The sequence below is a fragment of the Geobacter sp. DSM 9736 genome (genome assembly GCF_900187405.1).
GTDB lineage: Bacteria > Desulfobacterota > Desulfuromonadia > Geobacterales > Geobacteraceae > DSM-9736.
Window position 1 is genome coordinate 3,740,057 of record NZ_LT896716.1, and the last position, 21,011, is coordinate 3,761,067.

16 protein-coding genes are annotated in these 21,011 nt (G+C 57.9%); 12 read left to right on the forward strand and 4 right to left on the reverse strand.

The annotated features are described in order from the left end of the window. Nucleotides 1-105 precede the first annotated feature (105 nt). The 6 genes from CFB04_RS16810 to CFB04_RS16835 all read left to right on the forward strand — a co-directional run bounded on the left by CFB04_RS16810 (nucleotide 106) and on the right by CFB04_RS16835 (nucleotide 8,991). Nucleotides 106-2,040: an aconitate hydratase gene (locus CFB04_RS16810; protein ID WP_088536469.1), complete on the forward strand. Its 1,935-nt coding sequence runs from the start codon at nucleotides 106-108 to the stop codon at nucleotides 2,038-2,040. 287 nt (nucleotides 2,041-2,327) lie between these two features. Beyond that, nucleotides 2,328-3,305 carry a pyruvate dehydrogenase (acetyl-transferring) E1 component subunit alpha gene (pdhA, locus tag CFB04_RS16815; RefSeq protein WP_088536470.1) on the forward strand — a complete coding sequence of 326 codons (978 nt, stop codon included), beginning with the start codon at nucleotides 2,328-2,330 and terminating at the stop codon, nucleotides 3,303-3,305. Between the two features lie 200 nt (nucleotides 3,306-3,505). After that, the gene (locus CFB04_RS16820; protein WP_088536471.1) at nucleotides 3,506-4,492 is read left to right on the forward strand and encodes an alpha-ketoacid dehydrogenase subunit beta; all 987 of its coding nucleotides are present in this window, start codon (nucleotides 3,506-3,508) and stop codon (nucleotides 4,490-4,492) included. 31 nt (nucleotides 4,493-4,523) lie between these two features. After that, nucleotides 4,524-5,852 (forward strand): dihydrolipoamide acetyltransferase family protein, encoded by a 1,329-nt coding sequence (locus tag CFB04_RS16825; RefSeq protein WP_088536472.1) that lies wholly within the window; start codon nucleotides 4,524-4,526, stop codon nucleotides 5,850-5,852. 1 nt (nucleotide 5,853) lies between these two features. Beyond that, the gene (lipB, locus tag CFB04_RS16830; RefSeq protein WP_088536473.1) at nucleotides 5,854-6,525 is read left to right on the forward strand and encodes a lipoyl(octanoyl) transferase LipB; all 672 of its coding nucleotides are present in this window, start codon (nucleotides 5,854-5,856) and stop codon (nucleotides 6,523-6,525) included. After that, entirely contained in the window at nucleotides 6,526-8,991 is a 2,466-nt protein-coding gene (locus CFB04_RS16835) for a Lon protease family protein (protein WP_088536474.1), read from the forward strand. A gap of 67 nt (nucleotides 8,992-9,058) precedes the next feature. Here CFB04_RS16835 and CFB04_RS16840 read toward each other — a convergent pair whose 3' ends face one another. Further along, the gene (locus CFB04_RS16840; RefSeq protein WP_088536475.1) at nucleotides 9,059-10,153 is read right to left on the reverse strand and encodes a glycosyltransferase; all 1,095 of its coding nucleotides are present in this window, start codon (nucleotides 10,151-10,153) and stop codon (nucleotides 9,059-9,061) included. A gap of 159 nt (nucleotides 10,154-10,312) precedes the next feature. On the opposite strand from CFB04_RS16840, the gene CFB04_RS16845 reads away from it, so the two are divergent. The 6 genes from CFB04_RS16845 to CFB04_RS16870 all read left to right on the forward strand — a co-directional run bounded on the left by CFB04_RS16845 (nucleotide 10,313) and on the right by CFB04_RS16870 (nucleotide 19,185). After that, entirely contained in the window at nucleotides 10,313-10,861 is a 549-nt protein-coding gene (locus CFB04_RS16845; RefSeq protein WP_369833139.1) for a chromate transporter, read from the forward strand. Beyond that, entirely contained in the window at nucleotides 10,861-11,382 is a 522-nt protein-coding gene (locus tag CFB04_RS16850) for a chromate transporter (RefSeq protein WP_088536477.1), read from the forward strand. The genes CFB04_RS16845 and CFB04_RS16850 overlap by 1 nt, the downstream gene beginning before the upstream one ends. 256 nt (nucleotides 11,383-11,638) lie before the next feature. Beyond that, entirely contained in the window at nucleotides 11,639-13,696 is a 2,058-nt protein-coding gene (locus CFB04_RS16855; RefSeq protein ID WP_088536478.1) for a serine protein kinase, read from the forward strand. 60 nt (nucleotides 13,697-13,756) lie between these two features. Next, a complete protein-coding gene (locus CFB04_RS16860) occupies nucleotides 13,757-15,133 on the forward strand; it encodes a DUF444 family protein (protein WP_231934255.1) in 1,377 nt (458 codons plus the stop codon). Between the two features lie 88 nt (nucleotides 15,134-15,221). Next, nucleotides 15,222-16,865, forward strand: a complete 1,644-nt coding sequence (locus tag CFB04_RS16865) for a SpoVR family protein (RefSeq protein WP_088536479.1) — start codon at nucleotides 15,222-15,224, stop codon at nucleotides 16,863-16,865. A gap of 28 nt (nucleotides 16,866-16,893) precedes the next feature. Beyond that, nucleotides 16,894-19,185: a serine protein kinase PrkA gene (locus CFB04_RS16870; RefSeq protein WP_088536480.1), complete on the forward strand. Its 2,292-nt coding sequence runs from the start codon at nucleotides 16,894-16,896 to the stop codon at nucleotides 19,183-19,185. Between the two features lie 109 nt (nucleotides 19,186-19,294). Here the strand turns inward: CFB04_RS16870 and CFB04_RS16875 are convergent, their stop codons facing one another. From CFB04_RS16875 to CFB04_RS16885, 3 genes are all read right to left on the reverse strand, one after another. Next, nucleotides 19,295-19,537, reverse strand: a complete 243-nt coding sequence (locus CFB04_RS16875) for a hypothetical protein (protein WP_088536481.1) — start codon at nucleotides 19,535-19,537, stop codon at nucleotides 19,295-19,297. A 47-nt stretch (nucleotides 19,538-19,584) separates the two neighbouring features. After that, complete coding sequence (locus CFB04_RS16880; RefSeq protein ID WP_088536482.1) at nucleotides 19,585-19,827, reverse strand: hypothetical protein; 243 nt, start codon at nucleotides 19,825-19,827, stop codon at nucleotides 19,585-19,587. 322 nt (nucleotides 19,828-20,149) lie between these two features. Continuing rightward, nucleotides 20,150-20,971, reverse strand: coding sequence for a polysaccharide deacetylase family protein (locus CFB04_RS16885; RefSeq protein ID WP_088536483.1), 822 nt, complete (start codon nucleotides 20,969-20,971; stop codon nucleotides 20,150-20,152). Between the last annotated feature and the right edge of the window lie 40 nt (nucleotides 20,972-21,011).

The window sequence follows — 21,011 nt, forward strand, 5'->3', positions numbered from 1 at the left end:
GCAAGACGCCACGGAGGCGCAGAGGAAACATAGTCGCTGCCGGGAACTATGATGGTGGTATGTCATCTCCGTGTCTCAGTGGCAGAGATTGAAAGGAAGGTTACAATGGCGAAAAACCTCGCAACCAAGATACTCGAAGCGCATCTAGTGGAAGGGGAGCTTGTGCCGGGGAAGGAGATCGGTATCAAGATTGACCATACCCTCCTCCAGGATGCCACCGGCACCATGGCGATACTCGAGTTCATGGCAATGGATGTGCCGCGGGTCAAGGTGGAGCATGCGGCCCAGTACATCGACCATAACCTGCTCCAGACCGACAACAAGAACGCCGACGACCACATATTCCTGATGACGGCCGCGCAGAAATTCGGGGTTCATGTTTCAAAACCGGGCAACGGCGTTTCCCATCAGGTGAACCTGGAGCGTTTCGGAGTTCCGGGGAAGGTGCTGCTTGGAGCCGATTCCCATACCCCTTCGGCGGCTGGGCTCTCCATGATCGCCATCGGCGCCGGCGGGCTCGACGTGGCGATGGCGATGGCCGGCCACCCTTTCCATCTCCGATGCCCGAAGATATGGGGGATAAAGCTGACGGGACAGCTTCGGCCATGGGTTTCCGCAAAGGACGTCATTCTCGAAATGCTCCGGCGCCATTCGGTCAAGGGGGGCGTCGGTAAGATCATCGAGTACTATGGGCCCGGCGTAGCTACCCTTTCGGCCACCGATCGGGCGATCATCGGAAACATGGGCGCGGAGCTCGGCGCGACAACCTCGATCTTCCCTTCCGATGAACGTACCCGCGAGTTCCTCGAAGCCCAGGAGCGGGGATCTGTCTGGGCGCCGTTATCCGCCGATCCCGATGCCGCCTACGATGAATATGACGAGATAGATCTTTCCACGGTGGTGCCGCTTATCGCCATGCCATCTTCTCCCGACAATATCGTGAAGGTATCTGATTTGGAAGGGCTCAAGGTGGATCAGGTGATCGTGGGAAGCTCCGCAAACTCCGCTTTCCGTGACCTCATGACCGTCTGCCGCATCCTCGACGGGCGCCACGTCGCTCCTTTCGTTTCCTTCCATATCAATCCGGGCAGCCGGCAGGTGATCGAGAACGTTGCTGCCCAGGGAGGGTTCATGATGCTTCTGCTTGCCGGCGCCCAGGTGCATCAGCCGGGTTGCCTCGGATGCATCGGAATGGGGCAGGCGCCGGGGACCGATCAGGTCAGCCTGCGGACATTCCCCCGCAACTTCCCCGGCCGCAGCGGGACCAAAAACGACCGCGTCTATCTCTGCTCCCCCGAAACGGCTGCCGCCGCAGGCCTTTTCGGTGTAGTCACCGACCCCCGGAAGCTCGGGGATCTGATGGCGTGGCCCGACGTGAAGAACCCGGAAAAGTACGTCATCGACGATTCGAGCATCATCCCTCCGGTCGAGGATACGAGTGCAGTGGAAATAATCACGGGGCCGAACATTGTGCCCTTCCCCGATTTCGACGAGCTCCCCGAGGATCTGTCTGCCGAAGTGATCCTCAAGGTTGGGGACAACATCTCAACCGACACGATCATGCCCGCCGGGAACAAGGTGCTTCCGTTCCGCAGCAACGTTCCCGCCATCAGTAAATTCGTGTTCGAGCAGCTAGACCCGGGTTTTCCGGCACGGGCACAGGAAAAGGGGAACGGTGTGGTGGTCGGAGGGGAAAACTACGGGCAGGGGTCCTCAAGGGAACACGCGGCGCTTGCACCCCGTTACCTTGGCATCCGCGCCAAGATCGCCAAGAGCTTCGCCCGCATCCACAAGGCCAACCTCATCAACTTCGGCATCCTGCCCCTTACCTTCAAGGACCCGGCCGATTACGACCGTCTCCAGCAGGGAAGCACGCTGGTGTTCAAGGGGGTGCGGCGGCATGTTGCGGAAGGGGCGACGGAGATACCGGTAACTGTCGAGGGGCGCGAGATAGTGACACTCCTCGAAGTCTCGGAGCGGGAGCGGCAGGAGCTTGTAGCAGGTGGGACGCTAAATTTTGTAAAGAAGACCTCGAAATAGGAGAGTATGAATCCGTGAGGCATGGGAACTCGCCTCCGCCGGAAGGCCTGCTTTCCGGCTCACTGGCAGGGAGAGAGCAGAGGTTACCGCAGGCGCCGACAACGATTGAAGCGCCGCGGCGGCGGTGGACGCAGGCATTTCCGCTTCCACCTAGCCCCCATGCCTCACGGATTCAGTGCAGTAGTTTTAGAAGAAAGATTTTGGAGTGTCCAAGGGCAGCGCCACGCCGCCTGCAATGAGGAGGGCGGCGAGATGGTGGGAAGATCGTCTCTATATAAGGAGTGGCCATGGATTCGAAGCTGAGAGCTGTTCTCCCTGACCACGACCTCCTAAAGCTCTACCGCCAGATGCTTCTCTGCCGGGAGTTCGAGGAGGCATGCGCCGAACAGTACACCAAGGGAAACATAACCGGCTTCCTCCACCTATACAGCGGACAGGAGGCGGTGGGGGTGGGGGCGTCCCATGCGCTTTACAAGGATGACTATGTTGTAAGCGCCTACCGGGAACATGCCCAGGCTCTCGTGCGGGGGGCAGATCCCCGGCGTGTGATGGCGGAGCTTTTCGGCAGGGCAACCGGCATGTGCAAGGGCAAGGGGGGCTCCATGCACCTGTTCGACCCGGAGCTTGCCTTCATGGGAGGGTACGCCATCGTGGGGGGGCAGTTTCCCATAGCGGCGGGGCTAGCCTTCGCGGCCAAGTACCGGAAGGAGGAGAAGATAGCGGCCTGCTTTTTCGGGGATGGCGCCGTCAACCAGGGGAACTTCCACGAGGGGCTCAATTGGGCGAGGATCTGGGAGCTCCCCGTCCTCTTCATTTGCGAGAACAACTTCTACGGCATCGGGACGGCGGTAAATCGGGCATCCGCGCTCGTGGACATCCACAAGCGCACCTGCGGCTACGATACACCTTCCTCCGAAGTGGACGGCATGGATGTGATAGCCGTTTATGAGGCGGTTAAGCGTGGGGCGGAATGGGTGCGGGAGCATAAGCGGCCGTTCCTCATAGAGGCGCTCACATACCGTTTTCGCGGCCATTCCATGTCCGATCCCGGGAAATACCGGAGTCAGGCCGAACTGGAGCTGTGGAGGGAGCGGGATCCGATTCCCAACTACACCCGCCGGCTCTTATCCGAAAGGATCGCTGACCAGGAGGAACTCGACGAAATCCGTCTCCAGGTGGCGGAGGTTGTGAAGGAGGCGGTGAAGTTCGCAGAAGAGTCGCCGTGGCCGGAGGATAGCGAGGTCTTTACTGATATTTACGTATAGACGCCGAATCTGCCACAGAGACACAGATGCACGGAGAATTCGATGCGGTGGCAGCTCGAAGGTCTTAAGCGATCGGGGAAGCAGATTTCGGAAGGGCGAGGCCCAGGTGAGGACGGAACAGCGGATGCAATTTCAAAGGATGCAGGAGCCACTAGATCTCTGTGTCTCTGTGTCTCCGTGACAGGTCTCAGGAGGGCAAGATGCCTGAAATGACATACCGTGACGCCATCAACACGGCTTTGAGGGAGGAGATGCGAAACGATCCTTCGGTGGTGATCTGGGGGGAGGACGTCGCTCTCTACGAAGGATCGTTCAAGGTGACCCGAAAGCTTCTTGCAGAATTCGGCGAGGAGCGTGTCAGGGATACTCCCATCTCCGAAAATACCATAGTCGGTGTCGCAATCGGCGCTGCGATGGGGGGGCTGCGGCCCGTGGCGGAGCTGATGACGGTCAATTTCGCGCTCCTCGCCATGGATCAGATCATCAACCACATGAGCAAGATCCGCTACATGTTCGGGGGGCAGGTAACGGTACCTATGGTAATCAGGGCTCCTGGGGGTGGCGGAAGTCAGCTGGGCGCCCAGCATTCCCAGTCGCTGGAGACCTATTTCATGCATGCTCCGGGAATTTACGTGGCGGTGCCGGCTACTCCTGCCGACGCGAAAGGGCTCCTCAAGACCGCAATCCGCGATGACAACCCGGTGATGTTTCTGGAGCACGAGCTCCTTTACAACAGCAAGGGAGAGGTGCCGGAGGATTCGGAGTTTCTGATTCCATTCGGAAAAGCCGAGATCAAGCGGGAAGGCACAGACGTAACCATCGTGGCTTACTCGAGGATGACGCTTCTGTCTCTCCTGGCGGCGGCGGAGCTGGAGAAGGAGGGGGTGTCGTGCGAAGTGGTTGATCTGCGGACGCTTACTCCCCTCGATTCGGAAACTTTCGTCGAGTCCGTACGCCGCAATGGCAGGGCAGTCGTCGTTGAGGAATCGTGGCGTACCTGCGGAGTCGGAGCCGAAATCGCTTCTCGAATTTACGATGGTTGCTTCGATTCCCTTCTGGCGCCGGTTCGGCGGGTTTCGGGACTCGACGTTCCGACCCCCTATTCGCGAAAGCTGGAGGCGCTCTGCATCCCCAAAGTGGATGATATCGTAAAGGCGGTGAAGGAGACGCTGAGCGGGAGCTACTGAAAGCTCCCCTACTGTGACGCGAGGAGTCGATATGGCAACAGAAATAACGATGCCGAAGCTGTCGGACACGATGACGGAGGGGCGCCTCATCTCTTGGAAGAAGAGTGTCGGCGACAGGTTGGAGCGCGGCGATATTCTTGCGGAGGTAGAGACCGACAAGGCCACAATGGAGCTGGAGTCCTTCAGTGCGGGTGTTCTTCTGGAAACCCGGGCAAAGGCAGGCGACATGGTAGCGGTCGGAGCGGTGATCGGTGTCGTAGGAGAGGCCGGGGAAAAGGTGGCTGCCGTACCGGGCGCCGTGCAGCCGGAAGCGGCGGAAGCCAAGGAGCCGGCGATTTCTCTCCCGAAGGAAGAGCCCCCCAAACCGGAGCCTAAGGAGCCCCCCTCCCCGGTGAAAGAGGAAACTTCCGCGGCCGGAGTGGAGCCGTTGGATTCCGCTGAAGAGCATGAAGGCGCGGAGAAGGCCGACGTGGGACAGCGCGAACCTGAGCCGCAAGGGAGAGACGCGGAGCGGGCGTCACCGATCGTGCGGCGTCTGGCGCGTGAGAGCGGGGTGGATCTTAGAGAGGTCCGCGGCAGCGGTCCCGGTGGAAGGATCCTCCGTGAGGACCTTGACCGGGTGCTCGGGGAGCGGCAAAGGGAAAAACCGGAAGTAACCACCCCCAAACCCTCTGCGGGTCCGACCCCTGGCAGCACCCTTCCCCTCACGCGGATGCGTTCCGCCATTGCCCGTCTCGTGACTGAGGCGTGGCATACGATTCCTCATTTTGCGGTGACGGTGAGAATCGACATGGGGGAGGCGGAGGTGTTGATTCGCGGCCTCAGGGAGAGCGGCAAGCGCCTCTCCGTAAACGATCTAGTAATCAAGGGATGTGCAGCCGCTCTCGTCCGGCATCCCGGGGTAAATGCCACCTTCGGGGAGGAATCTATCGTCGTTCATCCCGAGGTGAACATCGGCATTGCTGTGAGCCTTCCGGACGGACTGATGGTGCCGGTGATAAAAGGATGCCAGGATCTCTCACTTCTGGATATCGCCGAGCGGAGCAGGGAAGCTGTAGCCCGGGCGCGTGAAGGGAAGGGAACGGAAAGCGACTTCACCGGCGGCACCTTTTCGATCTCCAATCTCGGCATGTATGGAGTCGAAGAGTTCATGGCCATCATTCATCCCCCCCAGGGGGCAATTCTGGCGATAGGAGCAATCGACGACGAGGCTGGAGTCAGAGAGGGGCAGATCGTGGCGCAGCGGGTGATGAGAGCGACCCTCTCGGCCGACCACCGTCTTATCGACGGCGCTTATGCGGCCAAATTCATGGGCGAGCTGAAAAAAGTGCTGGAGAATCCGGTCGTGCTGCTGGTTTGAGATGAAAGTTGCGGATCTCGGACTCGTCGATTTTTCCAGGGCCTGTGCCGTCCAGGATCGTCTCGTTGCCGAACTGCGAGCCGGATCTTCCGGAGAAGTCCTGCTTCTTCTCGAACACTTCCCGGTTTACACCATCGGCAGCGGCGGTAGAGTGGAGAACATCCTCGCGGAGGGAATAGTTCCGCACCGGATCAACAGGGGCGGTGATGTTACGTGGCACGGCCCCGGCCAGCTTGTCGGCTATCCGATACTCGATCTAGGCAGGCGGGGCAGAGATCTGCACCGCTATCTCCGCTTTATCGAGGAGGTCCTGATACGGCTCTGCGGGAATCTCGGCGTTGATGCCGGCAGGGTCCCCGGGCTCACGGGGATATGGACGGCACGAGGCAAGCTTGCATCGATCGGGGTCGGTGTCAGGAGGTGGGTTACGATGCACGGGTTCGCCCTCAATGTTTCCCCCGACCTCGGCGCCTTCGCCCTGATCAACCCGTGTGGTATGGCTGATTGTCCCGTTACCTCTCTTGAGAGGGAACAAACGCAACCTGCACCGATACCCGAAGTCAAGGAGCGTATAGCCGTCATTTTCCCCCAGTTGCTGGCTGAGCTGCTGCCGCAGGAATCTCCTGTTGCGAACGTTGAAATCATTCCGGATACTTTAATGAAGGAGGCTTAGATGATTGCGGATGAATTGAAGGTACCCGTCGAGAGGCTGAGGTGGGAATGTGATCCTGCCCATTTCGACTTCCAAACAACGGATGACCTGCCCGAACTGGAGGGGACGATCGGCCAGAAGAGAGCCATCAAATCAATAGAGTTCGGTCTCGACATCGAGGACAACGGGTACAACATCTACATCGCCGGGGAAGCGGGTACTGGCCGGACATCGAGCATCAAGAACATCCTCAAGAAGCGGGCAAAGAACGAGGCGCGTCCCTCTGACTGGTGCTACGTGCATAATTTCAGGGTACCCGACAACCCGTTGGCGCTGACCCTCCCTCCCGGCAGAGGACGGGAGCTGGAAACCGGAATGAAGGACCTCCTGGAAAGCATCCGCAACGACATCCCGAAAGCCCTGGACAGCAAAGAATATGAGATGAACAAGGCGCACATCATAGAGAAGTACCAGGAGAAGAACGGGGAGCTTTTCGGTGCGCTGGAGGCTGAAGCGGCCGCTCAGGGCTTTGCCTTGCAGCGGACCGTATCCGGTCTGGTGATGGTGCCCCAGAAGGAGGGGCATAACTTTACACAGGAGGAGTATGAAGCACTGTCGAAGGAGGAGCAGGATCGGCTCGAACAGCAGGGTAAGGAACTGACAGAGAAGCTGAACGACGTACTGCGCCAGGTGCGGGAGAACGAAAAGGCGACGAAGGACGAGCTGGCTCAACTGGACAGGGATCTCGGCCTCTCCGCTGTCGGCCACCACATTGAGCCGCTCCAGGAGAAGTTCGCCGAGTTCGAGAAAGTGGTGAAGTACCTGGAGGCGGTGAAGGAGGATATTCTCCGCAACCTTGAGGACTTCAAGCCGCAGCAGCCTGCGCCGCAGATCGCGGGCATCCGGCTTCCCCGGCAGGAGCCTTCCTTCGAGCGGTATGAAGTGAACGTCTTCGTGGACAACCGCGAAATAAAGGGTGCCCCTGTCATCTTCGAGACGAATCCGACCTACAACAACCTGTTCGGCCGTATCGAGCACGTCATGCAGATGGGGGGTACCGCGACGACCAACTTCACGCTCATAAAACCGGGTGCGCTCCATCGGGCAAACGGCGGATACCTGATCGTAGACGCCCGGGAGGTGCTCATCAATCCCTTTGCATGGGACGCCCTCAAGCGCTGCATACGCAACGGCGAGATCAGGATCGAGGACGTCCTCGAACAGTACCGTTTCATGACCGTCGTATCGCTGAAGCCGGAGCCGATCCCCCTGCAGGCGAAGGTTATCATGATCGGGACTCCTTACATCTACTACCTTCTTTACTACCTGGAGCCCGACTACCGGAAGTTCTTCAAGGTGAAGGCCGATTTCGACAGCCGCATCGTCCGCACCCCCGAGATCGTGAAGGACTACGCCCTCTTCGTAGCAACCCATTGCAGGGGGGAAAAGCTCCTCCCCTTCGACCGGAGCGGCGTGGCCACGCTCCTTCAGTACTCTGCCCGTCTCGTCGAGGATCAGGAGAAGCTTTCGTCCCAGTTCATGGAGCTGTCCGACCTGATAAGGGAAGCGAGCTACTGGGCGAGTAAGGAGAACAGCCCCATAGTGAACAGCGGCTATGTCAAGCGCGCCATTGACGAGAAGACCTACCGCACGAACAGGGTCGAGGAGCGGATGCAGGAGCTCTTCGAGGAGGGAACCATATACGTCGATACCGCAGGCGCGGAGGTGGGGCAAATCAACGGCCTCTCCGTAATGACGGTGGCGGAACACATGTTTGGAAGGCCGTCACGTGTAACCGCACGCATCTACATGGGGCGCGCCGGGATGGTGAACATAGAGCGGGAGGTGAAGCTTTCCGGGCCGATACACGACAAGGGGGTAATGATTCTCATCGGTTACCTCGGGGGCAGGTATGCCGGCGACAAGCCCCTTTCCTTTTCCGCGTCTATCTGTTTCGAGCAGTCGTACGAGGGGGTCGAGGGGGACAGTGCCTCATCCACCGAGCTTTACGCCCTGCTGTCGGCCCTCTCCGGGGTCCCCATACGACAGGGCATCGCAGTTACCGGCAGCGTAAACCAGCTCGGGAAGGTGCAGCCTATCGGCGGAGTCAACTACAAGGTCGAGGGCTTTTACCAGGTTTGCAAGGCTAAGGGGCTCACGGGGGATCAGGGGGTGATGATCCCGAAGAGCAACGAGCGTCACCTGATGCTGAATGACGAGGTGGTCGATGCGATCAGGGAGGGGAAGTTTCACGTCTGGAGCGTGGAGACCATTGACCAGGGGATCGAGCTGCTGACGGGGGTTCCGGCCGGCGAGCGGCAGGCCGATGGCTCCTACCCGGAGGGAAGCATCAACTATCTTGTGGACAGGCGCCTGCGGGACCTTGTGGAGAAGATGAACAAACTTTCCGGTCCTCCGGAAAAGGAGGAAAAGAAAGAGGGGGAGGGTGAAAAGCCGGTGCGCGTCCGTTCAGGGAAAAAGAAATGATCAACTAGGGAAGAGGCCGGGAGAAGGGATGAGATATCTGCAGATACGGGATTCTTCATCTCCGCTTTCAAGGTAGGTGCGGGTTCCGCCGGCCCCTGAGTAGGCGGGTGCACGAGAGATGGGACCAGCACCATACAAGAGACAAGGAAATGATGTTGCTAAGGGGGTTGTCTGCCAGGCGGTCAATGCGCCGGTCGTAGGTGTCGAGGATCGGCGTCATTCCTGACCCGGGAGGAATGCCGCGCCGCCGGTTCCGCCACGCATCGCATGCAAAGGCCAGCTGCCATGCGTTACGGCGTACGTACGAACCTGTGGCATACCAGATGGTGAGCCGCTCTCGAAGGGGAAGCTCTCCTAGCATGCGGTGGACCTCCCGAAGCAGGAGGGGGACCTTCAACTGCCGAGCTTCGTGCTGTGCCGGGTAGAGGTCCGGAAGGCGGCGGAAGAAGAGGTGCAGTTTAATAGCGGCGAAGTTCATGATGAGGGCGTTTACAGTCTGGCGTTGACGCAACCCCTCGACCTCGAAGCGGCGGGCGGAGGTGATTATTTCCCCCGGCAGCAGGATCAGTCTTCCGGCATCGAGCACCCTGTCCGCCAGGCGTGTCTCGGCGAGCATGGAGAATAACTGGTCGAACGGCCCCACTTCATCGAAGAAAGAGCGCGGGAGCAAAAGCCCCTGGTCTCCGTGGCTGCATTCCCTGCGCAGCAGTCTTGCCTTGCTTTCGTAAAAGTAGTAGCCGAACTGTTGGTCCTGCTCCGTGCGGTGGAAGCGAAGCCTGAACTTCCCGGCTACCCGGCTGCTACCCTTGGCGAGGGATTCTTCACTGATCGCGCTCAATCCGTCACGCAATGCGTTCGGGTCGGAGAAAGTGGAGTCGGCATGAAGGAAAAGAAGATATTTTGCGCGAGCTCTCGCCGCTCCACGATTCAGCTGCCCTCCACGCCCCGGCGGCCCCTCCACCACATCCACTTCCAGCGACAGCTCCTCTCCTAGTTTCCGGGCACGAGCGGGAGTCCCGTCTCCTGAACCTCCGTCGCTGAATATCACCTCCATCCTGGCATCCTTCTGGCGGGCAAGGCCCTCCATCAGTGGGCGAAGATTTTCCGCCTCGTTCAGGATGGGGATCACGATTGAAACTTCAGGATCTGCGAGAGGCATCATGTTTCACCTTGGCTCAGCATGCGTCCGGATACTACCCGAGAAGCGTCTGCCGGACAAAGGAAATTGTACCTTCCCTCCTCCGGTCGCGAAAGGCCTTGACGGATTGTCTGCAGGCTCCTTGCCCGGTGCCGGTCTTCCTGCTATATACCTGTTATGCACATGAAAAAGCAGGTCAGCCTGAAGGAGATCTTTCGTGTCTTCTTCATCATCGGCGCCACCGGGTTCGGCGGCGGCATGGCCATCGTTTCGCTGACGGAGCGGGCATGCGTTCATGAAAAGGAGTGGCTGAGCCATGAGGAATTCATGCACGGCCTTGCTTTCGGACAGCTACTGGGGCCTTTTTCCCTCAATGTCGCCACCTTCGTCGGCTATTTCCTTCGCGGTGTGGCCGGGGGCATAGCCGCTGCTACAGGTTTCATCCTGCCGTCATTCTGCCTGATTACGCTCCTTTCGGTCTTCTATTTCAGGTACCAGAAATTGCCGCAGCTCCAATCGGCTCTCAATGGAACCAATCCCGTCATTATAGCCCTGATTGTAGTGGCGGCACTGGGCATGGCGAAGAACCACATCAGGGACAGGAAGTCATGGGCAATGTCGGTCACGGCGTTTTTTGCCGCTGCGTTTCTGCATGTGAGCGGGCTGACGATACTCGTGGCTGCCCTCCTCTGGACGCTGATAAGCGAGTATGCGAGAAGGGAGCATGTCTAGTGGCAGGGCTCGCGGGAATCGCATGGACTTTTCTCAAGATCGGCATGATCTTCTTCGGCGGGGGTTACGTCCTGGTGCCGCTGCTGCACCGCCTCATGGTGGACGAGTATGGCTGGCTTTCCCTCAAGGAGTTTCTGGACGGCGTCGCCCTTTCCCAGCTCACTCCCGGTCCTCTCGCCATGCTGGCTACCTTTTCCGGCTTCCGCGCCGGAGGCTTCGCCGGTGGGCTTGTCGCCACCATCGCTATCTTTCTCCCCTGCACCCTCCTCATGCTCGCTATCTCCAGCCGCTATGAGAAATTCCGCTCCATGGAGCTCATCCGGAAATGCCTTGATGGAATTCTGCCTGCTGTGGTGGGGCTCGTGGCTGCCGCGGCCTTCAATCTGGGAATGACTTCACTCTCGGCCCCGCCAGATTTCCTGCTCCTCTTCGCTGGAATGGCTCTTCTCCAGTTCACGAGAATCAGCCCCATGGTCGTCATCCTGGGGGCAGGGGCTATCGGTTACCTCTTCAGTTTCTGACCCCCGGCGCTTCTCCTCCAGACGGCCCCGGTTTCACCCCTTCCAGCGCTCTCCCGTCATACTCCCGAGGTTGCGCGCTTTATCCATAAACCTCAATAAAAATAAACACATTGGTGAGTGGTATCTGTTTTGCAAAGGCAGGTCTTTTATGCCTTGCATATTCGAAAAGAAGATGTCTAGAATGAATTACCTGAGCTGTGGCTGAATCTAATTATCAGTGGCCGATCCTATTTCGAATAGACGGGAGAAGACGAGTATGACACAGAAAATTTGGACGCTGCATGACCATCTGTCGGCAGTAAAGGAAGGGACCCGGAGGTTCGAGAACGCTTTCCAGGGGGTCGCACGGATGATCCTTGAGGATGAAATCGAGAAGGTCGTGGTGAATGGAAAAACGACCTATGATTTCCGGATTTTCCGCACCGGGAGGAAGCACACCATCGGGATGTACGACGAGATCAACAGCTTCGTCTCCTTCGTGAAGGATGCGGCGGAAGGGGGCTCCTCCAAAGAGATGGCATACGTTCTCGTCGGCGAGCCGGGGAACGGGAAGACCTTCTTCGTCGAGCTTCTCTGCGCCAAGTACCGCAGCTTCCTCAGCCAGGATGCGAATCGCCGTTATACCTTCCGTTTCGTGAACATGGATCGGCTAGGGCACTACGGCAAGATCGCTTCCATCGAGTCACAGACCTACGAGGACCCGATGATTCTTGCCATGAACCTGTACGAGGACCGGGAGGAAAGCATACGTTTTCTGACGGAGAAAGCCGGCTTCAGCGACAAGGATGTCGAAAACGCTCTCGAAAACTACCGCCCCATGGGCGCCTGCAGCGGCTACATCTGGAACGACATCCGGGTCCATGCCGACGGCGATCCGGAGGAGATGCTCAAGTATGTCGAGATAATTCCGGTACCGATGAGCGAAAGCCTCGGCACCGTGACCGGAAAATACCCGGCGAAGGACAAGATAACGTCGTCGGCGGTGGACCTCCTGGGGGAGGAATCGATCCAGCGCCTGCTTCACATCACCGACACCAATAATCCGTATCGTTTCGACCTGCGGCGAGGCGCGCTCGCCCGCGTTGCCGGTGGCGGGATCCACTTCAGCGACGAGATCTTCAAGAACAAGAAGGACCTGGTCCAGGTCTACCTGGGCGTTATCCAGAACCGCGCCATCGAGATTGACGGCTTCAAGTGGCCAATCGACACGCTAATCATAGCCACCAGCAACAACTCCGAGTTCAACCGCTTCCTGGCCGAGCGGGAGGAGGCTCCCATAGTGGATCGCTGCCGCATCTGCTACGTCTCCCACAACACCAATTACCGGATGCAGGAGGGGCTTACCGCCTATGCCATCGGGAGCGAGTCGAAGACGACTCTCCTCAAGGAGTCGCTCCACCAGGACCCGAACCTCAACTATGCGGCATCCACCGCTGTGGTTCTTACCCGCCTCCCCCGCTCCGAAAAGCTCACCGCCATCGAAATGATGAAACTCGCAGCCGGGGAGGTGGCCGGGGAGAAGAGCATCAAGACACTCGCCGAGGTAATCGACACCCTGAGCCAGGACCCGGACATCACGAAGCGCTTCGGGCAGAAGGGGCTTGGGCACCGCAACCTCGGCCGGGCGATCCAGCTCCTGGTGGAGAACTCGGAAACAAATGAGGGGCGCTGCATGATCGCCTACGACGTCTTCAGGACAATGGAGCGGGTCATCCTCGACTATGTGGTCGACCAGAACGACCGGGCGAAATTCCTTGAGGATCTCAAGATCGCCCGCGGCCTCTACCGCGAGCGGATCATGACGGAGATGTTCAATGCATACATGGACGAGCCGTACGCCATCCGCAAGGACGTGATGAACTACGTCAACATGATTATCGGGATTGACGCCGAGAACCTCGGCCCCGACCGGATGTGGAAGTACAAGGACCCGCAGACCGGCGAGCTGCGGGCGCTCAAGATCGACGAGCGGTACGTGAAGAGCGTAGAAGAGCGGATCGGCCTCAAGACAGAGGAGCAGCGGGAATCGTTCCGTACCTCCATCCGGAAGATCTACGGGCAGAAGATCTCGATGGATCCCAATTACGACTTCATGGACAACCTCGAACTCGTCAAGGCTGTCACCGACGTCCGTCTCAAGTCCGACATTGCCGGGGCGGGGAGCCTCATCGGGGCGCTGGCGAACCGCACCAACGAGGAGAACCAGAAGCTGTATGACCGGATGATCAGCACCATGCTCGGTAAACTCGGCTACTGCCGCACGTGTGCGCAGAAGACGATCGAGTACTTCTGCACCCAGGTAGACGAAGGGTAGCGCGGGGACTGCAACGTTAGGTGTAGTTGATCAGGGCGGAACCCGGTTTGGAAAGAGCTAATGGCAGATAGAATGAACAGACAGAATGAATTGTACGCCCGGCTGAAGGAGCGGGGGCTCGATCCGGAGCGGGAGAAGAGGATTCTCGCCGAGTTCCACGACGGGCGCAGCCACGACCTCCCGCCGGAATCCGGGGGGGGCGGCTTCAACCCAAGTCCCGGCTCCTTTTACGAGCAGGACGACCTGAAGGTGCTTCAGGACCTGTCACCTTACGCAAGCTACACCGCCTGCCTCAAGTCACTGGACGAGCTGATGGAACGTGACCGGATGCGGGAGGAGGATGGCTTCCCCCGCAAGATCCGCATAGGCCGGCTGGTGAAGCCGGGCAAAGCGGGGAAGGAGAAGGTCGTGATCGTTCCCTCCACTGTGGAGGAGAAGTTCTATCACGACAAGGTGAAGCCGGCGACGGAGGAGGAAAGCGCTTCGGGAGGCAGCGGGGAAGGCCGGGAAGGGGAAGTCATCGGCGAACAGCCGGTGCGTCCTCAACAGGGTCAGGGAAGCGGCGGCGCGGGCCAGGGGGGTGAGGAATCCCACGATATCGAATCAAGCGCCTACGATCTGGGAAAGATACTCACCGAGAAATTCCAACTCCCCAACCTGAAGGACAAGGGGAAGAAACGCTCCCTTACCAGATATAACTACGACCTCACCGACAAGCACCGCGGCTTCGGGCAGGTTCTCGACAAGAAAGCGACGCTCCGCAAGATCATCGAGAGCAATATCAGCCTGGGGAACCTTCGCGATCCTGATGATATCGATCCCTCCGGATTTCTCGTGGCTCCCAACGATCGGGTCTACCGGATTCTTTCCCGGGAGAAGGACTATGAGTCGCAGGCAGTGGTCTTCTTCCTGCGTGACTATTCCGGCTCCATGGAAGGTAAGGTTACCGATCTTGTAGTCACCCAGCATGTCATGATCTACAGCTGGCTCCTTTTCCAGTATGCGAAGCAGGTGGAAACCCGCTTCATCGTCCATGACACGGAGGCGAAGGAGGTCCCCGATTTCTACACCTACTACAATTCACGTGTGGCGGGGGGGACTCAGGTATCGACAGCTTACAAGCTCGTGAACGATATCGTGGCAAAGGAGAATCTGGCTGCCGACTATAACATCTACATCTTTCACGGCACCGACGGCGACGACTGGGACAGCGAAGGTGATGCCTCGATCCCGGAGCTGAAGCAGATGCTCAACTACGCCAACCGGGTAGGCATCACAATCGCAGAGCACAGCTACAGCCGCAATACCGAAGTGGAGCGGTACCTGAAGGGCTCGGGGCTTCTCAAGGAGAAGCCGAATCTGCTCCGCCTCGACGTATTGGGAGAGGATTCCGAAGAGCCCCGCCTCATCGAGGGGATCAGGAAGCTGATGTCATAATAGGCTAAGGGTTTCGTTCGCTGCGCTCACAGGTTGAGGTCGAGGAATGAAGCCTCAACCTTAACCTCAACCTTAACCTGGACAGATTATGGAACTTATCAACCAGCATACGAAAAGGATCATGGAGGGGTGCAAGGAGCGGGCTCGCAAGGCGGGACTCCGTTTTCAGGACGAGACCCTCGAATATATCGTTACAAACCGGGACATGATCGAGCTTTCACCGAAAGTGATGATCCCGACCCTCTACGACTACTGGGTCCACGACGTGGAGATCCTGAAGGAAAAGGGGATGTACGAGCTCTATCCCCATAACCCCTACGAGACGGTCATCAACACCCGTCCACCGATCTCCTTCTATAACGACAACAACCCGGACTGGCTCAACGTGATGATCTTCTATCACGTTCTCGCCCACATAGACTTCTTCCAGAACAACCTGTTCTTCCGGCATACATGGGATTACGACTTCACCGGGCAGGCCCTCTCGGACAAGCGGCTCATCGCCAAGCTCCGCGGGGAGCACGGCCGCTGGGTCGATTACGTCATCGAGTTCGCACGCGGTATCGACAACCTTGTCGGCTACCACCACGAGCTGTCCGAGCTGCACCGCCCTGAGGGGAAAGGGGTAGCAAAGAAGCTGGACTACTACTTCGACGTCTTTCTCCAATCGGTGAGACGGGTGCCGGTGACGGAATACATCAAGGAGATCAACCGCTACAACGACTGCGTCAAGCAGTTCGGCAAGCTCGGGGAGAAGACCTTCTTCGCCGACGCGGAACGGAAATACCCGGAGCTGGAGGCGCTCTACCTCAAGAATCTGGATGAAAAGCCGGTTCAGCGGAAGGACCTGCTCCAGTTCCTCATGGACCACTCGGAATTCCTCAACCGGGATGCAAACAAGTGGATGAAGTCAGTCATAGAGGTCGTCCGCAAAACCTCCATTTTCTTCCAGCCGCAGATCAGGACGAAGATCATGAACGAGGGGTGGGCCAGTTACTGGCACGACACCCTTTTCCTGGCGGACGAGCGGATTCTGGGTCATGAGGTAGATTACGCCCGGATCAACGCCGGCGTGACGGCGATGCCGCGTGTAGGCCTCAACCCGTATGCTCTTGGTATGCGGCTCTTCAACTATGTCGAAGAGGCGGCGGAGAAGGGACGGTACTCCTTCGACTTCCAGCGTCTGGCGAACCGGGAAGCGAGGAAGCAGTTCGATTCGGGAGCCGGGGGCGGAAAGGAGTACATCCACCGGGTCCGGGAGAACATGTGCGACTTTACCTTCATCAGAACCTTCATCGACCAGGATTTCGTCGACCGCCACAAGCTCTTCGTGGCAGGCAAGCGCCTGAACCAGCAGCGGATGGTGTGGGAGTATTACGTGAAGAGCCGGAAGGCGGAGGACTACAGGCAGATGGTGCTCGATTCTCTCTACCATCCCCCTTTCATCGAAGTGGATCCGCGGAGAAACATCGCGGGGAACCTCTACCTGGTGCATCACTTCGAGGGGAAGCCGCTCGTCAAGGACTACATAGCCGCCACCATGCGGGGAATCGAGTTCTTCTGGGGAGGCCCCGTCATTCTGGAAACCAGTGAAATCGTCCCGCCACCACAAAAGGAACGGGGGGACGCGGCCGAGGGTAAAGAGCCTGAAATCCACTGGCAGCGGGTACGGTATACTATGAAGGACCGGAAACTGGAGCATGAGGCAGCACACGAATCGAGGAGCCGGTAGAGAGGCTATCTCTGCGATGGAACCGACAATGTCCAATATCGATAAAGCACTTCAGCATCTGAGCCGGGTCATTTCCGAACAGGAGCATGTCTCTCCCATCACCTACGACGGATTCCTCGCGGAGCTGACGGCGAAGCCGCAGATGACTATCCGCAACGTCTTCCAGCTCTTCTACGATATGATCAAGAACTATGTCGGCGAAGGGATGGACGAGTATCCCGACGACCCGGAAACCATCAATTACGTCAACTATGACACCCGGCGACTCTTTGTCGAAAACTCGGACCAGCCGTTTTTCGCGGACCGTCTTTTCGCAAACCGCCTCGTGAATCACGTGGAGGCGATGCGGCGCGGCAAGCAGCAGAACAAGATATACATCTTCGAGGGGCCAGCAGGGTCGGGTAAGAGCACCTTTCTAAACAACCTGCTAATGAAGTTCGAAGAGTACTCCAACACTGAGCAGGGACTAACCTATGAGACGGTCTGGCGGCTCGACAGGAAAATCCTTGGGAAGTTCGCGGAGCACGAGGTGTCGAACTTTCTCGACAAGCTGGCCAGCCTCCTTGACCAGTACGAGCTGAGCCAGCAGCAGATCATAGAGGCGAGGGAAACGCTCGTCGGCACACAGGACTTCGTCGAGGTCCCCTGTCCGAGCCACGACCACCCCGTCCTGATGATTCCGAAGCATCATCGGCGCGCCTTCTTCGACGACCTCTTCCGAAACGACGAGTTCAAATGGAAGCTCTTCACGGACAAGGAATTCGACTGGGTCTTCCGTAACAACCCGTGCACGATCTGCAGCTCCCTCTATCATGCGCTTCTGGACCGGGTACAGAACCCCGTGGAGGTCTTCTCCATGATCTATGCACGCCCGTTACGCTACAACCGGCGGCTCGGCGAGGGGATCAGCGTCTACAACCCGGGCGACAAGCCGATGCGGCAGAACGTGCTGACCAACGAGCAGCTCCAGAAGAGGATCAACGAGCTTCTGCGGGACAGCAACCAGGTGAGGTACATCTACTCCCAGTTCGCCAAGACCAACAACGGCATCTACGCCCTCATGGACATCAAGTCTCACAATGCGGAACGCCTCATAGAGCTGCACAACATCATCAGCGAAGGGCTTCACAAGGTCGAGGACATCGAGGAGAATGTAAATTCCCTCTTTCTCGCCCTGATGAATCCCGAGGACGAGGTGGCCATCCAGGAGTTCCCATCCTTCTCCGACCGGATCGAGTTCATCAACATTCCGTACATCATGGACCTGAACACCGAGGTGGAGATATACCGCAACATCTTCGGGCGTCACATCGACGACAGCTTCCTCCCGAGGGTGCTACACAATTTCGCCCGGGTCATCATATCCACCCGCCTCAACACCAAGTCGGACGCGCTTCTGGAGTGGATCGTCGATCCAGAGAAATACCAGCTCTACTGTGACCAGAACCTGCAGATCCTGAAAATGGAGATTTACACCGGGTTCATTCCGAAGTGGCTTGCAGAGGAGGACCGTAAACGGCTTACGGCGAAACGCCGGCGAAAGATCATTTCAGAATCGGAGATGGAAGGGGATCACGGTTTTTCCGGACGTGATTCAATCAAGATATTCAACGACTTCTACTCCGCCTACGCCAACAAGGGGAAGCTCGTCAACATGTCGATCCTGTGCAACTTCTTCACCAAATGGCGCAAGGATCTAACTCCGGCCATCCCCGAGGGCTTCATAGATTCTCTCCAGCGAAACTACGATTACACGGTTCTGCAGGAGGTGAAGGAGTCGCTCTACTACTACAACGAGGAGCAGATCTCACGCGATATCCTGAACTACATGTTCGCGGTCAATTTCGAACATGGGACCGTCGAGACCTGCAAGTACACCGGGGAGAAGCTGGAGATAACCCACGAGTTCCTCATAAACCTGGAAAACCACCTGCTCGGGATGGTGGTGCCCATCGAGAGGCGCCTCGCCTTCCGGAAAGAGACCCAGAAGGAATACACTACGAAGACTTTGACGCAGGAAATGATGGTGGAAGGCCGCAGCGCGACGGAAACTGGCCTGTATCAGTCTCTCCTGGAGCGCTACGTTTACAATATCAAGGAGAAGGTGCTGGATCCATTCCTGGAGAACACGAACTTCAGGAGAGCGATAAAGGATTTTGATACCGATGCGTTCAAGACCTACGACAAACGCATCCGGAGCGACGTGACCTTCCTCATCAACAATCTCGGGAACAAGTACCGTTACACCAAGCAGGGGGCGAAGGAGGTCTGCATCTACGTCATAGACAACGACCTCGCCAAGAAGTTCGCAAACTCCTAGGTTATTGAAAAATAACCTGCTAGGTCGGGAGTATGTGTAGATGAACGCAAAAAGGCCGCACCGTGAGGATGTGGCCTTTTTTGCGTCTTGCTGTTTTCTCGTAGCTTCGTCAGATGTTGGACTTCACTCGGGCCTGCTTTTCCCGTGCTGACGCCGCCGTGCTCTTTATCATGCCCACGAGGGTGATGATGGCCGGGATCAGCTGGGCCACAACGACCAGGGCACAGAAGCCGAGGAAGACAAGGACCAGGATGCCGCTCGAGTAGACCTTGGTGGTGGAAGCGGCGAATGCCGGGGTAGCTGCCGTCAGTGCAAGAGCGAGGGTGGTGATAACAGTGCGCAGGGTTTCCATGATGTACCTCCTTTAGCCGATTGGCTGCGATATGGATGTTGTACTTCTCAACGGTTTCGGTTGCTGGCGGCCTGTGCCTGTGCAGGCTCCCCTTTGCTGAAAGCGCCTTTCAGCATCGACACGAACAGCAAAACGCCGGGGAAGAGCTGCAGGGTGATTATCAGGGCGCCGAACCCCAGGAACAGAATGGTCAGCAACCCCATGCCGTCGTTCTCTGCACCGCTGGCGGCGAATGCAGTTGTGGCCGATCCTATTGTTGCCGCTGTCGTCAATCTTCCGATGGCTTTCATGATCACCCTCCTTGCTGGTTTGTTGCCGACCTTGCCCTTTATTGTGCATCGGCTGTGCCGAGAGTAGAAAACATTCATAAATAAATCATAAATAATTGATTTTAGTGATTAATCAGGGTTACGCGCCACTAGCCCTGCCTGGATGGATGAAGCGCAAAAGTATAGGAAAACGATACTAAATTTGATGCGAGCGGTAGGGATTGAGGGGCGATCCGGAAGTTTGCATCAGTGATTTCGGGGGGTTATGAGGAGTATGGTATGTATGTGCCACACATACATCTGTACAACTGGGTGGTGCATCAAAATATACACGCTGTTGCTGTTACTGAAGCGCTACATCGGAGAGGCGTACAAAACGGAAACCGCGGCGTTTCAGTTCGGGGACCGCATCCATGACTCCGTCCGCAGTGCCGCTTCCTGGGTGGTTCATGTGCAGGATCACGATATCACCAGGCTTTGCCGCGAGCAGCGCACGGCGCACCTGTTCCCGCGAGAAGGTCGCGCCGGCGTCTCCCAGGAGCGAGAACCCGACCACTTCCATTCCGAGGTCCGCTGCAATCTTTACCGCGACCTCGTCGTAATATGCCGTTCCGGAGCGGAAGTAACGTGGGCCATGCCCGGTTACTTCTGAAAGCTTCCGGTTGTTCAGCTCGATCTCATCCACCAGTTCCGAGATGTTCCGGGTTCCGGCGATCCCGTACGCCTGCCTGCCGTTGACCGAAGCCGGACGGTGGTGCAATCCGTGGTTGGCTATTTCGAAGAGGGGGTTTGCGGCCAGCCGCTGCAAGGTGCTCCGGTTAGGGCCGACCCACCTTGCATTGATGAAGAGGGTTGCGGGAACCTGCTCTTGCTCCAGGAATTCGACGAGGCGCTGGTCAATGCCGATCCCCCTGGCGCTGCCACAGGCGTCGAGGGTGAGAGCGATGAGTTTGTCAGTGCCGCTGATGCGGGTTTTCACGCCGGGTACAACCTCTCCCCACAGCTTGGGTGAAATATTCCCATAACGTTCGGTAAGCATCTTCTTTGCCGGCTGGAACGGGTCTGTGGACACCGAAATGTCTGTATTGGAGAGAGCTGCCGATATGGGCGGAGCGACGGCTGTAATTGCGGCCAACGTAAGGACGCCGAGATACTTCCTGTACATGATTCCTTTCCTGCACTACGGGTTTGCGGGCTGCGGGTGG

Coding starts and splice junctions, on each gene's coding strand:
- CFB04_RS16810 (WP_088536469.1), top strand. CDS start 106: ATGGCGAAAAACCTCGCAACCAAGATACTCGAAGCGCATCTAGTGGAA.
- pdhA (WP_088536470.1), top strand. CDS start 2,328: ATGGATTCGAAGCTGAGAGCTGTTCTCCCTGACCACGACCTCCTAAAG.
- CFB04_RS16820 (WP_088536471.1), top strand. CDS start 3,506: ATGCCTGAAATGACATACCGTGACGCCATCAACACGGCTTTGAGGGAG.
- CFB04_RS16825 (WP_088536472.1), top strand. CDS start 4,524: ATGGCAACAGAAATAACGATGCCGAAGCTGTCGGACACGATGACGGAG.
- lipB (WP_088536473.1), top strand. CDS start 5,854: ATGAAAGTTGCGGATCTCGGACTCGTCGATTTTTCCAGGGCCTGTGCC.
- CFB04_RS16835 (WP_088536474.1), top strand. CDS start 6,526: ATGATTGCGGATGAATTGAAGGTACCCGTCGAGAGGCTGAGGTGGGAA.
- CFB04_RS16840 (WP_088536475.1), bottom strand. CDS start 10,153: ATGATGCCTCTCGCAGATCCTGAAGTTTCAATCGTGATCCCCATCCTG.
- CFB04_RS16845 (WP_369833139.1), top strand. CDS start 10,313: ATGAAAAAGCAGGTCAGCCTGAAGGAGATCTTTCGTGTCTTCTTCATC.
- CFB04_RS16855 (WP_088536478.1), top strand. CDS start 11,639: ATGACACAGAAAATTTGGACGCTGCATGACCATCTGTCGGCAGTAAAG.
- CFB04_RS16860 (WP_231934255.1), top strand. CDS start 13,757: ATGGCAGATAGAATGAACAGACAGAATGAATTGTACGCCCGGCTGAAG.
- CFB04_RS16865 (WP_088536479.1), top strand. CDS start 15,222: ATGGAACTTATCAACCAGCATACGAAAAGGATCATGGAGGGGTGCAAG.
- CFB04_RS16870 (WP_088536480.1), top strand. CDS start 16,894: ATGTCCAATATCGATAAAGCACTTCAGCATCTGAGCCGGGTCATTTCC.
- CFB04_RS16875 (WP_088536481.1), bottom strand. CDS start 19,537: ATGGAAACCCTGCGCACTGTTATCACCACCCTCGCTCTTGCACTGACG.
- CFB04_RS16880 (WP_088536482.1), bottom strand. CDS start 19,827: ATGAAAGCCATCGGAAGATTGACGACAGCGGCAACAATAGGATCGGCC.
- CFB04_RS16885 (WP_088536483.1), bottom strand. CDS start 20,971: ATGTACAGGAAGTATCTCGGCGTCCTTACGTTGGCCGCAATTACAGCC.